Source organism: Streptomyces sp. NBC_00299 (assembly GCF_036173045.1).
In the GTDB taxonomy this organism is placed as follows: domain Bacteria; phylum Actinomycetota; class Actinomycetes; order Streptomycetales; family Streptomycetaceae; genus Streptomyces; species Streptomyces machairae.
In genome coordinates this window covers 8,893,177-8,907,858 of sequence record NZ_CP108039.1, presented here as the reverse complement: position 1 = coordinate 8,907,858, position 14,682 = coordinate 8,893,177, and the positions used below count along the sequence as shown (strand labels likewise).

General features: G+C 72.0%; 11 protein-coding genes and 1 pseudogene. 3 read left to right on the top strand and 9 right to left on the bottom strand.

Features of this window, described 5'->3' with window-relative positions:
• The first annotated feature begins 157 nt into the window (after positions 1 to 157).
• Positions 158 to 1,936 (top strand): serine hydrolase, encoded by a 1,779-nt coding sequence (locus OHT51_RS39580; RefSeq protein ID WP_328883731.1) that lies wholly within the window; start codon positions 158 to 160, stop codon positions 1,934 to 1,936.
• Positions 1,937 to 1,942: 6 nt separating this feature from the next.
• Here the strand turns inward: OHT51_RS39580 and OHT51_RS39575 are convergent.
• From OHT51_RS39575 to OHT51_RS39550, 6 genes and pseudogenes are all read right to left on the bottom strand, one after another.
• Positions 1,943 to 2,086, bottom strand: a pseudogene (locus OHT51_RS39575) (MmyB family transcriptional regulator); the annotation flags it as partial.
• Between the two features lie 35 nt (positions 2,087 to 2,121).
• Entirely contained in the window at positions 2,122 to 3,699 is a 1,578-nt protein-coding gene (locus tag OHT51_RS39570; RefSeq protein ID WP_328883730.1) for a phytoene desaturase family protein, read from the bottom strand.
• 73 nt (positions 3,700 to 3,772) lie between these two features.
• Positions 3,773 to 6,013, bottom strand: coding sequence for a serine/threonine-protein kinase (locus OHT51_RS39565; RefSeq protein ID WP_328883729.1), 2,241 nt, complete (start codon positions 6,011 to 6,013; stop codon positions 3,773 to 3,775).
• A gap of 64 nt (positions 6,014 to 6,077) precedes the next feature.
• On the bottom strand, positions 6,078 to 6,920 hold the full coding sequence (locus tag OHT51_RS39560; protein ID WP_328883728.1) for an oxygenase MpaB family protein: 843 nt from the start codon (positions 6,918 to 6,920) through the stop codon (positions 6,078 to 6,080).
• Between the two features lie 9 nt (positions 6,921 to 6,929).
• Positions 6,930 to 8,105 carry an acyl-CoA dehydrogenase family protein gene (locus OHT51_RS39555; RefSeq protein WP_328883727.1) on the bottom strand — a complete coding sequence of 392 codons (1,176 nt, stop codon included), beginning with the start codon at positions 8,103 to 8,105 and terminating at the stop codon, positions 6,930 to 6,932.
• A 124-nt stretch (positions 8,106 to 8,229) separates the two neighbouring features.
• Positions 8,230 to 8,613, bottom strand: a complete 384-nt coding sequence (locus OHT51_RS39550; RefSeq protein ID WP_328883726.1) for a ferredoxin — start codon at positions 8,611 to 8,613, stop codon at positions 8,230 to 8,232.
• A gap of 140 nt (positions 8,614 to 8,753) precedes the next feature.
• Here OHT51_RS39550 and OHT51_RS39545 point away from each other — a divergent pair, with 140 nt between their 5' ends.
• Entirely contained in the window at positions 8,754 to 9,095 is a 342-nt protein-coding gene (locus OHT51_RS39545) for a DUF6479 family protein (RefSeq protein ID WP_328883725.1), read from the top strand.
• Between the two features lie 222 nt (positions 9,096 to 9,317).
• Positions 9,318 to 10,121 (top strand): polyphosphate kinase 2, encoded by an 804-nt coding sequence (gene ppk2 / locus OHT51_RS39540; RefSeq protein ID WP_328883724.1) that lies wholly within the window; start codon positions 9,318 to 9,320, stop codon positions 10,119 to 10,121.
• 3 nt (positions 10,122 to 10,124) lie between these two features.
• Here ppk2 and OHT51_RS39535 read toward each other — a convergent pair whose 3' ends face one another.
• The 3 genes from OHT51_RS39535 to OHT51_RS39525 form a co-directional block, all read right to left on the bottom strand.
• Positions 10,125 to 11,006, bottom strand: a complete 882-nt coding sequence (locus OHT51_RS39535; RefSeq protein ID WP_328883723.1) for a universal stress protein — start codon at positions 11,004 to 11,006, stop codon at positions 10,125 to 10,127.
• 159 nt (positions 11,007 to 11,165) lie between these two features.
• On the bottom strand, positions 11,166 to 13,649 hold the full coding sequence (locus tag OHT51_RS39530) for a glycoside hydrolase family 65 protein (RefSeq protein ID WP_328884581.1): 2,484 nt from the start codon (positions 13,647 to 13,649) through the stop codon (positions 11,166 to 11,168).
• On the bottom strand, positions 13,649 to 14,422 hold the full coding sequence (locus tag OHT51_RS39525) for an HAD family hydrolase (RefSeq protein ID WP_328883722.1): 774 nt from the start codon (positions 14,420 to 14,422) through the stop codon (positions 13,649 to 13,651). Before OHT51_RS39525 ends, OHT51_RS39530 begins: the two co-directional genes overlap by 1 nt.
• Positions 14,423 to 14,682: the final 260 nt, after the last annotated feature.

Sequence of the window (14,682 nt, the reverse complement as noted above, 5' to 3'; positions counted from 1 at the left end):
GCCGCAGACCTCCGGACGACGGAAGGCCTTTTCTGATACACCGTCAGATCTCTTGGGTGACCGTCCCGTTGACACCACTCCCACCTGACACGAAAGTTTCACCACGCAAGGTGATCCCGGAAAGATACTTTCAGCCGGAGTGGCGGGAGGAACCTCGATGACCGACGGCAGAACCGGACTGACCAGGCGTCAACTGGGCAGGGCCGCGATGGCCTTGGGCGGTGCTCTGACCATCGCGCCCTTGCCCGCGGGACCGGTGGCGGCAGCCGCGGCGGCGGCGCGCACCTCAAGCCCCACCCTGCGCCACGGCTCCCCCGAACGCGCCGGCCTCCTCCCCTCCCACCTCCGCCGGCTCGTCACCGACGCGGAGAGGTTCCTGGGCCCCTCCCCCAAGCACCCCTGGTACGCCGGTGCCGTGCTGCTCGCCGGCCGCGGCGGCACCGTGGCCCTGCACCAGCCCATCGGGATGGCCGTGCGCTACGAGGCGTACGACGAGAAGACCGACACCGGGGTCGAATTCCCCGCCGCCCAGCAGATCCCGATGGCCGAGGACACCGTCTTCGACCTGGCCTCGGTGTCCAAGCTGTTCACCTCGATCCTCGCCGTGCAGCAGATCGAACGGGGTGAGCTCGGGCTGGAGGCCACGGTCGCGTCCTACCTCCCGGACTTCGGCCGCGCGGGCAAGCAGGACATCACGATCCGTCAGCTCCTGACCCACACCTCGGGGTTTCGCGCCTGGATCCCGCTCTACAAGGCGCCGACGTACGAGGAGAAGGTGCAACTCATCTGGAACGAGGCGCCGCTGAATCCGCCGGGTACCAAGTACCTCTATTCGGACCTGAATCTGATCTCCCTCCAGCTCGTCCTGGAGAAGATCACCGGCAGAACTCTCGACACGCTTCTCCACGACGAGATCACCGGCCCGCTCGGCATGCGCCGCACCCGCTACAACCCGCCCGCCGCCTGGAAGCCGCGGATCGCGGCAACCGAGGACGCCCGGCTGCCGTGGTCGGGCCTGGACCGTGGGCTCGTATGGGGCGAAGTGCACGACGAGAACGCCTTCAGCCTGGGCGGGGTCGCGGGCCACGCCGGCGTCTTCTCGAACGCGTGGGACCTGGCCGTCCTCGGGCGGACGCTGCTCAACGGCGGCGCCTACGGACGATGCCGCATCCTGGAGCCGGAGTCGGTGGAGCTGATGTTCACCGACTTCAACACCGCTTTCCCCGGTGACGAGCACGGCCTCGGCTTCGAGCTCTACCAGCACTGGTACATGGGCGCCATGGCCACCCCGCGCACAGCGGGACACACCGGCTTCACCGGCACCTGTCTCGTCCTCGACCCGACGACCGACTCCTTCCTCGCCGTGCTCGGCAACTCGGTCCACCCGGTACGCAGTTGGCGCTCCGGCTCCGCGCCCCGGGTCGCCGCCGCCGACAACATGGCCCGTGCCGTAGCGGTCCGTCCGCGCCACGGCCGTACGGCATGGTTCTCGGGCATGGCGACCGCCACGACCGCGACGCTCGCGCTCCCCGCCCTCGACGCCTCCTCCGGCGAGGCGGAGCTGCACTGCGCCCTGTGGTGGGACACGGAGCCTCAGGCGGACGTCCTCGTCCTGGAGTCCACGACGGACGGCGGCACGACCTGGGCTCCGCTCCCCTTCACGACGAAACGCCCGGGCGAGAGCACGCAGGCCCACCCGACCGGCACGGTCACCGGCTGGTCGGGCCGCGTCTGGCACCGCCTCACGGCGCAACTCCCCGCGCGCCGGCAGCTGGTACTCCGCTGGCGGTACACCACCGACAAGCTGTACGTGGGCCGTGGCGCGTACGTCGACGGTCTGCACGTCGAGACGGCGCACTCCGTCCTCTTCGACGAGGTCCGGCCCGCGGACGCGGCACGGATCACGGCAAGCGGGTGGACCGCCTCAGGAAACTGACCGGGAATTGACGGTGACGGGGCCGGCGACAGGGTGGTCGATCAGCGCGGCGAGTTCCGGGTCGTCGGGGTAGCGGGCCGCGGCGGCGCGCAGTTGCTGCGTCGAGTTCCGTGCGAACTCGGCCACGTCCGATACGCCGTAGAGCGACCGCGCGTCCTACGTCACCGGCCTGAGCAGGGCCGGTCTCAGTCGCCGACCGCCTCCAGTACCGCCATCGCCGCGTTGTGCCCCGGCACCCCGCTGACCCCTCCCCCACGCACCGCGCCCGCCCCGCACAGCAGCACGTTCGGGTGGCGGGTCTCCACGCCCCAGCGGCCGGTGTCCTCCTGGGCGTACGGCCACGCCAGGTCGCGGTGGAAGATGTTGCCGCCGGGAAGGCGCAGGTCGCGCTCCAGGTCCAGCGGGGTCTTCGCCTCGATGCAGGGCCGTCCGTCGGCGTCCGTCGCCAGACAGTCGGCGAGCGGCCCGGCGAGGTGGGCGTCCAGCTGGGCGAGCGTCGACTTCAGCAGTTCGTCGCGTACGGCGTCGTTGTCGCGCTCGAAGAGCCGGGCCGGGGTGTGCAGGCCGAACAGGGTGAGGGTCTGGTAGCCCCGTTCGACGAGGGCGGGGCCGAGGATCGTCGGGTCGGTCAGCGAGTGGCAGTAGATCTCGGACGGCGGGGCGGCGGGGAGTTCGCCGGCGGCGGCCTGGGCGTGGGCGGTGGCCAGCTGGTCGTAGCCCTCGGCGATGTGGAAGGTGCCGGCGAAGGCCTCGCGCGGGTCGACGGAGCTGTCGCGCAGCCGGGGCAGGCGCTTGAGCAGCATGTTCACCTTGAGCTGGGCGCCCTCGGCGGCGGCCGGGGTGGTGTCGCCGGTGAGGGCGGCCAGTTCCTGCGGGGAGGCGTTCACCAGGACGTGCCGGGCGGCGACGACTCCCTCGCCGTCGGCCGTGCGATAGCTGATCTCCGCCGTACGGCCGTCCGTGTCGATCCGTACCGCCTCGTGCCCCGTGACGACGACCGCGCCCGCCTCGCGCGCGGCCGTGGCCAGCGCGTCGGTGAGGGCGCCCATGCCGCCGACGGGGACGTCCCAGTCGCCGGTGCCGCCGCCGATCACGTGGTACAGGAAGCAACGGTTCTGCTTGAGCGAGGTGTCATGGGCGTCGGCGAAGGTGCCGATCAGGGCATCCGTCAGGACCACGCCCCGGATCAGGTCGTCCGTGAAGCGGTCCTCGATCGCGACGCCGATCGGCTCCTCGAAGAGGGTCCGCCAGGCCTCCTCGTCGTCCACCCGGCGGCGCAGCTCCTCACGGCTGGGCAGGGGCTCGGTGAGGGTCGGGAAGACGCGCTGGGCGACCTCGCCGGTCATGGCGTAGAAGCGCTGCCAGGCCGCGTACTCGCGCTCGCCGCCGGTCAGCCGGGCGAACGCCTCCCGGGTGCGCCGCTCGCCGCCGCCCACGAGCAGTCCGGTCGGCTGTCCGTCCCGGTCCACGGGCGTGTACGAGGAGACGTTGCGGGTGCGGACGCGGAAGTCCAGGCCGAGGTCCCGGACGATCTTCTTGGGCAGCAGGCTGACCAGGTACGAGTAGCGGGAGAGCCGTGCGTCGACGCCGGCGAAGGGGCGCGTGGAGACCGCGGCGCCTCCGGTCCGGTCCAGTCGCTCGAGGACCAGCACGGACCGCCCGGCCCGGGCCAGATAGGCGGCGGCGACCAGGCCGTTGTGGCCTCCGCCGACGATGACGGCGTCGTACGTACGGTGTCCCGGGTGTCCCTCGTGTGCTGGCATGGTTCTTCGTAACACGTGATGATCTAGGTCGGCCATAGGTGAACGCGCCGGAGTCACGGCCCGCCACCGGGCTTCACCGGCCTGAGGACGCCCGCTGCTGCCGCAGCACCGCCACCCTCCGGTACAGCTCGACCGCCTCCGCGCCCCGCCCGAGCTGCTCCAGGCAGTGGGCCTCGTCGTTCCGGCTGGCGAGGGTGTCGGGGTGGTCGGCGCCGAGGACGTGTTCGCGGGCGGTGGCCACCCTGCGGTACTCGGTGAGCGCGTCCGGCCAGCGGCCCAGCCAGCCCAGGCTCACCGCGACCTCGCGTCGGCTGACCAGGGTGTCGGTGTGGTCGGGTCCCAGCACGCGCTCACGGATCGCGCACACGTCCCGGGACTCGGCGAGCGCCTCCTCCCAGCGTCCGAGGCGCCCGAGGTTCACGCCGAGACCGTGGCGGGCGCGCAGGGTCTCGGGGTGGGCGGGGCCGTGCACGCGGGTGCGGTCGTCGATCAGGTCGAGGTAGAGCTGGAGGGCCTCCGCACTGCGGCCGAGGCGGCCGAGGCTGATGCCGACCTCGTAGCGGGCGGCGAGTGTGTCGGAGTGGTCGGGGCCGAGGGCCTGGGCGCGGGCGTCGGCGACCTCGCGGTAGGTCTGCAGGGCCTCGGCCCAGCGGCCCAACTGGCCGAGGGCGTAGGCGACTTCGTAGCGCGTGACCAGGGTGTCGGGGTGGTGCGGGCCGAGGACGCGGGCGCGTGCGACGGCGACCTCGCCGGCCATGCGGTACGAGTCCTCCAGGCGGCCGAGTCTGCTCAGGTTGAAGGCGAGGTTGTGACGGCAGCGCAGCGTGTCGGGATGGTCGGCGCCCATGGCGCGTTCCCTTGCCGTCAGTACGGACGTGTAGACCTGGTGCGCGTCGAAGTGGCGGCCCAACTGGCCGAGCACGTAGGCCATTTCCTGCCGGGCGGCGAGCGTCTCGGGGTGGTCGGGGCCGAGGGAGAGGCTACGGGCGCGGGCGACGTGCTTGTACTCGCGCAGGGCGTCGGCGGCCCGGCCGGTGCGGCTGAGGGTGAAGGCGACCTCGTAGCGGCTGGCGAGGGTGTCCGGGTGGTCGGCGCCGAGCAGGTGCTCACGCTCGGCGGCGACGGCCCGGTGCACCTCGCCCGCCTCGCTCCAGCGGCCCAGTCGGCCTAGGCTGAGACCTGCGTTGTGCCGTCCGGCCAGCGCGGCGAGCGCCGCAGCCGAGGGGGTGGGCGCCTCGTCGGGTACGGCGGCCTCCTCGGGCCGGCCGGTCGTGGGCCGTGGGATCCACTCGCCGGTGAGGCCGGCCCCGGCGTCCGGAGGTGTGGTGCGCAGGCCCGCGCCGGTGGCCTTGTGGCCGGTGGTCATGCCGCGGGTCCAGGACGGCAGGCGGGGCTCGCGGGTCACGGGCGCCGGTGGCCTGAGGTCCGGCTGCGGGGTCACCACGGTCGGCACATACGTCGGTGTCGTACGGCCCAGACCGATCCGACGGCCCAACTCGCGTCCGTCGTGCGGGCGTTCCTCGGGGCGTTTGGCCAGCAGGTCGAGGATGACCTGCTCGAAGTACTCGGGCAGCTCGGCGCGGTGGCTGCGCGGCGGCCGGGGCACGGTGTCGCGGTGGCCGACGAGGATCGCCCAGGGGTCGTCCAGGTCGAACGGCGGCACTCCGGTGGCGATCTCGTACAGCACGCATCCCAGCGAGTACAGGTCGCTGCGCTGGTCCACCTCCTCCCCGCCGATCTGCTCCGGCGACATGTAGTGCGGGGTGCCCATCGCGATGCCGGTGCCGGTCAGCCGGGAGGTGAGGCCGATGTCATGGGCGAGGCGCGCTATGCCGAAGTCGCAGATCTTCACCGTGCCGTCGGCGAGCCGCATGATGTTCGCGGGCTTCAGGTCGCGGTGCACGATGCCCTGCTGGTGGGTGTAGGCGAGGGCGGCGGCGACCTGGTCGGCGATCTCGACGACGTCCGGGACGGGCAGCGGATGGTGTTTGTTGTCCTCCAGGAGCTGGCTGAGGTTGCGGCCCTGGAGCAGCTCCATGACCAGGAACAGGACCCCGTCGGACTCGCCGAAGTCGTGGACCACGGTCACGCCGCGGTGCTGGAGCGCCGCGGCCACCCGGGCCTCGCGGCGAAACCGCTCCCGCAGGACACGCGTGAAGGAGTGGTCGTGCTGCGGTCCCAGCGGCTTGAGGCACTTCACGGCGACATGCCGGCCCAGCGACTCGTCGCGCGCCCGCCACACCTCGCCCATACCGCCCCGCCCGATCGGATCGAGCAGTCGGTACCGGCCCTGGATCAGCCTGCTGTCCCCCATCGCCCGCGATCGCCCCCCGTCACGGTCAGCCTTGCCCCTCCCCCGGCTCGTCCAGTATGGCGAGCTATCGTCCGAGTTTGTACGGTGCCGGGCGCGAGCCGGGGCCGAGTCGTGCCATGGCGCGCAGGATGTGTTTGGGCGGGAGTTGCCAGCGCAGACGTGCGGGAACAGCGCGCAGCAGGGTGCCCGTGGCACGCAACTGGCGGGTGACGGTGGCGGGTTTCGGCGCCGGTCTGCCGTACAGCTCGTGGGCGTACGGTGGCAGAGCGGCGTACGCCAGGTGTGCCATGCGCCGCCACAGCACCCCGCGCGCCGGGACGAGCAGGGGATGCGTCGGCGGGCGGAGCAGGAAGTCGTCCACCGCGCGTGCCTCGGATCCGCACGCGAGCTCGGGCAGCACCTTCTCGAAGTACGCCGCCATCTCGGCCCGGTTCGCCGGTACGGCGTCGGGATCCAGGCCCACCAGGCGGGCGCTGACCCGGTGTTCGTCGATGTAGCGGTCGGCCTGCGCGTCGGTGAGGCGGAAGCCGGAGCGCCGCGCGACCTGGAGATACGAGTCGATCTCGGCGCAGTGCACCCACAGCAGCAGCTCGGGTTCGTCGACGCCGTACCGCTCCCCCGTGTCCGGGTCGGTCGCGCTCAGCATGCTGTGGATCCGCCGCACGCGCGCGCCGGCCTTCTCGGCGGCCTCGGTGGTGCCGTACGAGATCGTCCCGACGAAGTTGGCGGTGCGCAGGAGGCGGCCCCAGGCGTCGTGCCGGAAGTCGCTGTTCTGCATGACGCCGCGTACGGCGCGCGGATGGAGGGCCTGGAGGTAGAGCGCGCGGATTCCGGCGACCCACATCATGGGGTCGCCGTGCATCTGCCAGGTCACGGAACTCGGGGTGAACAGCCCGGGGTCGCCCATGCCCGCAGGCTAACGCCGCACCCTCGGCATCCCCAGCCCGATCCACGAGATGATCTCCCGCTGGATCTCGTTGTTGCCGCCGCCGAAGGTGAAGATGACGGCCGAGCGGTAGCCGCGCTCCAGCTCACCGTGGAGCACGGATCCCGCCGAGCCCTCCTTCAGCGCACCGGGTGCGGCGACGATCTCCATCAGCCAGGCGTACGCGTCCCGGCGCGCCTCGGAGCCGTAGACCTTCACGGCGGAGGCGTCCTGCGGGGTGAGCGTGCCGTCCTGTACGGCGCTCACCATCTTCCAGTTCAGGAGCTTGAGGGCGTCGAGCTTGGCGTGGGTCTGGGCGAGGCGGCGGCGCACCCAGGGGAGGTCGACCACCCGGCGGCCGTCGGCGAGCTTGGTCTCAGTAACCCAGCGCTGGACGTCGTGCAGGGCGCGGATGGCCATGGTGCCGTGGGCGGCCAGAGTGACGCGCTCGTGGTTGAGCTGGTTGGTGATCAGGCGCCAGCCCTGGTTCTCGGCGCCGACGCGGCGGGAGACCGGGACACGGATGTTCTCGTAGTAGCTGGCGGTGGTGTCGTGCGAGGCGAGGGTGTTGATGAGGGTGCAGGAGTAGCCGGGGTCGGTGGTCGGGACGAGCAGCATGGTGATGCCCTTGTGCGGCGCGTCCGGGTCGGTGCGGACGGCCAGCCAGACCCAGTCGGCCGTGTCGCCGTTGGTCGTCCAGATCTTCTGGCCGTTGACGACGTACTCGTCGCCGTCGCGCACGGCGCGTGTCCGCAGGGCCGCCAGGTCCGTGCCCGCGTCGGGCTCGCTGTAGCCGATCGCGAAGTCGAGCTCGCCGGAGAGGATCTTCGGCAGGAAGTACGCCTTCTGCTCGTCCGTGCCGTACTGCATGATCGTCGGGCCGACGGTGTTGAGGGCCATCAGCGGCAGCGGTACGCCCGCCTGGGCCGCCTCGTCGAAGAAGATGAACTGCTCCATCGCGGTCAGGCCGCGGCCGCCGTACTCCTTGGGCCAGCCCACGCCGAGCCAGCCGTCCGTGCCGAGCCGCCGGATCGTCCTGCGGTAGTAGCGCTTCTGGGCGGCCGGGTCGGTGAAGCGGGTCTGCGCGAGGTCCGGCACCAACTTGGCGAAGTAGTCACGCAGTTCGGTGCGCAGCCGCTGCTGCTCGGGCGAGTATTCGAGATGCACGGCGCCTCCAGGCTCCCCAAGGCCGGTCCTGTCGGCGCACACCGTAGAACGTGTTCCAGAAATTGGGAATGGCGAGGAGCGGCGGGATGCGTTCCGCCCCGCTGCGGCGTCGGCGCTGGGAGCGTCAGTCGAGTGTGCTCATGAAGTCCGTGCAGGCCCGTGCGCAGTCGCGGCAGGCCTTCGCGGCGTCCTCGGCGCCCGGGTGCCGGTCGAAGACGTGGGCGCACTCCAGGCACACGGTCCGGGTCCACTCCAGCTGGACGCGGATGGCGGCCTCGGCCCCTTCGTCCATACGGCCCTGTTCCGACAGCACACGGCAGGTCGCGTCGCACACCTCTGCGCACAGGATGCCCTTGCGTCGCACGATGTCCTGGTCCTCGGCCGCGTCCGGATCGACGAGGCTCGCACGCAGGGCGCAGGTCCGGGCGCACTCGGTGCAGGCCTGTGCGCACGCGAAGCGGTCCTCGAGGAACTGGACGAGCTCTTGCTGGGATGCTGTCGATGTCACATAGGGGCGGGTAGCCGGAGCCCGGGGCACCAAACCCCACTCTCTCGCGTTCCGGCCCGGCGTTCCGGCCGGCCGTGGCAAACGGGTTCATCAGGGATGCCGTACGTGTTCATCCGGGTGCCAGGGGTACTCGCGAGCCCATGGACACCACTTGGATGGACATCGCCGCAGCTCGGGGCGCGCTCGCCGTCGGGTTGCTCGTCGCCGGTGTGGTCGTCGTGGCGCTGCTGATCGGCGCCTTTGTCCTGGGCGCCCGGATCAGGCGCCGGGAATCGCGTCCGCCCCGCCCCGAGGAACAGCCGACGCTGCCCGCCGAGGGCCCGGTCCACGAGGTCCGGGAGCACCGGGAGCCCGCCGAGGTACCGAAGAGCGATGAGCGGATCACCCCGCACGACCTGCCCGCCCACGGCAACATTCCCTCCCGCACCAGCCCGTCGCAGGAACGCCCGCGCTGGAGCGAGGGCGGCAGCGGCGGTAGGTGACACCTCCGAGCCGTACGGAGACCCGCGCGCCTCCTCTCGGGGCGCGGTGAGGTCGTCGCGTACGGCACGCGCAGCCCACAGCCGGTGACGGCCGTCTCCGGCAGATCGCCCACCGGGCCGAACGTGCCGGCCAGCAGGTTGCGCACGCGGGCGTCGTAGCGGGTGCGACCCCCGTCACCGGTCAGTACGGTGCTGTTCTGGCGTTCGAAGCTGGGAGGCGGCATGGCCGGCAACAAGGTGGAGAAGCTGCCGCGCAAGGTCTACGAGAAGGAACTGCTGCGCCTGCAGTTGGAGTTGGCGAAACTGCAGGAGTGGGTGCGGGCCGAGGGCGCCCGGCTGGTCGTGGTCTTCGAGGGGCGGGACGCGGCGGGCAAGGGCGGCACGATCAAGCGGGTCACGGAGCACCTCAATCCCCGGATCGCGCGGATCGCGGCGCTGCCCAAGCCGACCGAGCGCGAGCGCACCCAGTGGTACTTCCAGCGGTACATCGGGCATCTGCCCGCTGCCGGGGAGATCGTCCTGTTCGACCGCAGCTGGTACAACCGCGCCGGTGTCGAGAACGTCATGGGCTTCTGCAGCAAGGAGGAGTACCAGCTCTTCCTGCGCCAGTGCCCCCTCTTCGAGCGGATGCTGGTGGAGGACGGGATCCTGCTGCGCAAGTACTGGTTCTCGGTGAGCGACGAGGAGCAGCAGGAACGCTTCCGGCGCCGCCTCGAGGATCCCCTGCGGCGCTGGAAGCTGTCCCCGATGGACCTGGAATCGGTCGCCCGCTGGGAGGAGTACTCGCGGGCGAAGGACGAGATGATGGTGCACACCGACATCACCGAGGCGCCCTGGTACGTCGTCGAGAGCGACGACAAGCGCCGGGCGCGGCTGAACATGATCGCCCACCTGCTGGGCTCCGTGGCGTACGAGGCCGTGCACCCGCCCGAGCTGGACCTGCCCGAGCGTCCGGAGTCGACCGGATACCGGCGGCCGCCGCGCGATCTGCAGAACTACGTCCCGGACCACGCGGCGAGCCTGTGAGCCTCACTCCCCGCCGGACCGGACGACGGCGACCGGGCACTGCGCGTGGTGCAGCAGGGCCTGGCTGACCGAGCCGAGGAGCAGTCCGGCGAACCCGCCCCGGCCGCGTGCCCCGACCACGACGAGCCCGGCGTCGGCGCTGGCCTCGACGAGGGTGTGGCGGATCCGGCCGCGCACCAGCCTGCGCCGCACGGCGACGTCGGGATACCGCTCACGCAGCCCGCCCAGCGCCTCGGCGAGCACGCGCTCCTCCTCGTCGCGCAGCCGGCCCTCGTCGTACGTCACGAAGGGCGGGTCGGCGGGGCTGTCGTAGGCGCGCTCGGACCGGACGCTCCAGGCGTGCAGAGCCACCAGGTCGGTGCCGTGCGCGGCCGCCACGGCGAAGGCGAACTCGACGGCTCCGCGGGCCGCGGGCGAACCGTCGACGGCCAGGAGAACGGCCCCGTCCGGGTCCGGTCTGCCGCGCACCACCAGCACGGGGCAGGCGGCGTGGGCGGCCATGTGACCGGCGGTGGAGCCGAGCAGGAGGGCGCCGAAGCGGTTGTGGCCCCGGCTTCCCACCACCGCAAGGGACGCGGTGCGCGACTCGATCTCCAGCACTGTCACCGGTTCTCCCACGACGACGTCACGCGTGATCTCGATGTGCGGCGCCAGTTCGTGGGCGCGCTGCTCGGCCTTGGTGAGCGTGCCGTCGATCAGCTCGCGCATCCCGGCACTGTGCGGCTCGAAGGGCCGCCCGCCGTGCGGGATGTGCGCGGCCGGCCAGCCGAAGGCGTGCACCAGCCGCAGCCCCACGCCGTGCAGCCCGGCCTCGCGCGCCGCGATCTCCACGGCCGCCATGCTCGACGGCGAGCCGTCCACCCCTACGACAACCGGGCCGTGCATCGCGCTCCCCTTTCCGCGCGGGATCCGCCTTGCGCGCAGGATCCGCCTTCCACGCAGGATCCGCGAGGGTTGTCCTCCCAGCGTCTCCCCGTAGGCCACATCCCGCACCGGGCGGGACGTCACGAGGAGCGAAGCCGCCGATGAGCCGGATGGGCCGGGTCAGTCGCGCAGCACCAACCGTCCTGTGTCCCCCGGCTGCAGCGTCACCCCGCGGCCCGGCAGCCGTACGTCGATCGGTGAGGCGTCGGAGGACGGAACTTCGATCTCCAGCAGCCCGCGCTCCAGGCGCAGCCGCACGCCCCAGTGGCCCTGGTAGCGCAGGGGGAATCCGTAGGAGGACAGTTCGGGCAGCGGCACGGGGTCCAGCCACAGGGCGCCGCCGCGGGTCTCCAGGCCGGTCAGTCCGCGCTGGACGAGGTCGAGGGTGCCGGCCATGGCGCCGAGGTGGATGCCCTCGCCGGTGGTGCCGCCCTGGACGTCGGCGATGTCGCCCTGGAGGGCCTCCTGGACGAACGTCCACGCCTCGCTGCGCCGGCACCGGGCCAGGACCCAGCCGTGGACCAGGCCGCTGAGGGTGGACCCGTGGCTGGTGCGGTGCATGTAGTAGTCGACGGTGCGCTGCCACATGTGCTCGTCCAGCCGGACGCCCAACCGATGGAACAGACTGCCCAGTTCGGACGGTGCGAAGAGGTAGCCGAGCATCAGGACGTCGGCCTGTTTCGAGGCCTGGTAGCGGTTGACGGTGTCACCCTCGGCCTCCAGGATCCGGTCCAGCCGCCGGATGTCGCCGTACTGGCCGCGATAGCCGTGCCAGTCGAGCTCGGCCAGGTCACCGTAACCCGCGAACTGGCTGATGACGTCTTCGTGGAACGGGACGTGGAGGGTGCGCGAGACGTCGTCCCACCGTTCGAGCTCGCTGCCGTCCAGGCCGGTGCGCTCGGCGAGTTCGCGCCGGCGGGGCTCGGGGAGGTTCTCCAGCAGTTCGAGTGTGCGGGCGAGCACCCAGGCCGCCGTGACGTTGGTGTAGGCGTTGTCGTCCAGGCCGGGGGCGCCGGCGTCCGGGTACGCCTCGTGGTACTCGTCGGGGCCGACGACACCCTTGATGCGGTGGCGGCCCAGGCTGTCGTCGTAGACGGCCTTGTCCGCCCAGAAGCGGGCGATCTGCAGCAGCATCTCGGCGCCCTTGGTGTGCAGGAACTCCATGTCGCCGCTCGCCTCGCAGTACTGCCACACGTTGTACGCGATCGCCGAGCCGACGTGATGCTGGAGCCGGGAGTGGTCGGGCAGCCAGCGTCCCGAGCGCGGGTTGAGATGGAGCTGCTGGGTCTCCTCACGGCCGTCGCTGCCGCTCTGCCAGGGGTACATCGCGCCCTTGTGGCCCGCCGCCCTGGCGCTGGTGCGGGCCTGTTCGAGGCGTCGGTGGCGGTGGCGGAGCAGGGCGCGGGAGACCTCCGGGAAGTGCATGTTGAGGTAGGGCAGCACGAACAGCTCGTCCCAGAAGACATGGCCGCGGTAGGCCTCGCCGTGCAGTCCGCGGGCGGGGACGCCCACGTCTAGGTCGGCGGTGTGCGGGGAGAGCGTCTGCAGGACGTGGAAGAGGTGCAGCCGCAGGATGCGGCCCGACTCGCCGGGGACGTCGAGCGCGGCCCGGCGCCAGAGCTGGGCCCAGGCCGTGAGGTGCGACCCGACCAGCGCGTCGAAGCCGGGAGCGCTGCCCACCCGGTCGACGGCGGCGTGCAGCGGGTCGCTGATCGCCGGGTCGCGCGAGGTGTGCAGGGCGACGGTCTTGTCGACGGTGACGGTACGGCCGGGCGTCAGGTCGATCGTCAACCGTTGGAAGGCGTACGGCCGTTCGTGGCTGATCGTGACCGGAACGTCGGCGTCGGTGGTCAGCCGGGAGGCGATGCCGATCCGGACGTCGGAGGTGCGGGTGCGGCAGCGCAGCCAGACCGTGTCCGGTGCGGAGGTGCCGCTGTGGATGTGGGTCAGATGGCGGCCGTCGAGGTCCCGGTAGCGGGCCACGCCGGAGTTGGTGACGCCCCCGTCCAGGGCTGCCTCCACTTCCAGCGGGCCGGAGAATCCCTCGGCCGTGAACTCGGTGCGCAGCGCGGCCAGATGAGGGTCGCCCATGTGCACCATCCGCTGCTGACGCACCGTCAGTACATCGTCGTCGCCGAGACCGTACCGCGTGCGGCGTTCCAGCAGCCCCACGGACAGGTGCAGCATCAGCCGGTGGTCGAGCACGTTCGCGGTGTCGGGGCGGATCCAGTCCCCGCCGGGGACGCGGAAGCGCAGGGGCAGCCAGTTCGGGACATTGACCATGTCCTCGTTCTCGACCCGGCGGCCCGCCACCTTGGAGGTGAGCCGGTTGTAGATGCCGGCCACATACGTCCCCGGATAGTGGATCTCGTCGGCGGCGCACTCGGGGAGCGCGCCCCGGCTGGCGAAGTAGCCGTTGCCGAGCGTGCACAGCGACTCCCGGAGTCGTTCGTCGCCGGGCTTGTAGCCCGCGTACTCCCAGCTCCAGCCCGTTCCGTCGACCTCCGAGCCGAGATCCGTTCCATCGGCCTTCGAGATCAGCTCCGCTTCTTCGGCCGACGGGACCAGGTCGGCTCCCTCGGCGGCCTCCAGACTCCGATCCATCACGTCGGCGCTCCTCCCGCACACAGTTCTCCGAGGTCCCGGACGACGATGTCGGCGCCGTGCCGCAGCAGCCGCGCCCCGGTGTCCGCACCCGCGGCCCGGTCCACGCCGACCACCAGGCCGAATCCGCCGCGCCGACCCGCCTCCACGCCCGCCAGGGCGTCCTCGACGACGACGGCCTGACCGGCGGGGGCGCCGAGCCGGCGGACCGCCTCCAGGAAGAGGTCGGGCTCCGGCTTGCCCGCGAGCCCCAGGCGGGCCGCCTCACCGCCGTCCACCAGGGCGTCGAACAGGTCGAGCACCCCGGCCCGCTCCAGCAGCTCACCCGCGTGCCGGGAGGCGGAGGCCGCCGCGCGGGGCACGCCCGCCGCGCGCAAGGCCTTCACCAGCCGTACGGTCCCCGGGTAGGAATCGACGCCGTGCTCGCGCAGCCTCTCGGTGAAGAGGCGCTCCTTGTCCTCGGCGACGGCCCGCACCGTCTCGTCCGACGCGTCGATGCCGCGTGCGGCGAGAAATGCCGCGGCACCGTCGAGGCGGGACTTGCCGTCCACGTGGCGCAGATAGTCGTCCCCCGCGTCGAAGGGGCGGCGCTGACCGGGGTCCTCGGGCGGGTGGGCGTGCAGGTAGCCGTCGAAGGCCACCTTCCACGCGGCTGCGTGCACCCGGGCCGAGTCGGTGATCACTCCGTCGGTGTCGAAGACGACGGCGCGCACGTCGCGCAGAGCGGGGGCGAGCACCTCGCGCGCCACGTCCGGGGTGAGGGGTGAGTGCATCGCTCACCCCCGCCGCGGCAGGTCGGCAGCCGGGCCGGGTGCGGGGCAGCACCGTGCGCATACGGCATCCGGGGGATGTCCGTGTGCACCGGCGTCACAGAACGCGAACCGCACGACGCCCTCACCTCCACTCGACGGCGCTCCCGCGCCCGGCGGGATCCGCTCATGGGTACCCGCCGGGCCCGTGTTGTCACCACCTGGCACCGCTGCCACCGCCTCCTGCCGCCGAGGTGCGCCGACCGTCCCTGGCGCATCAGCCG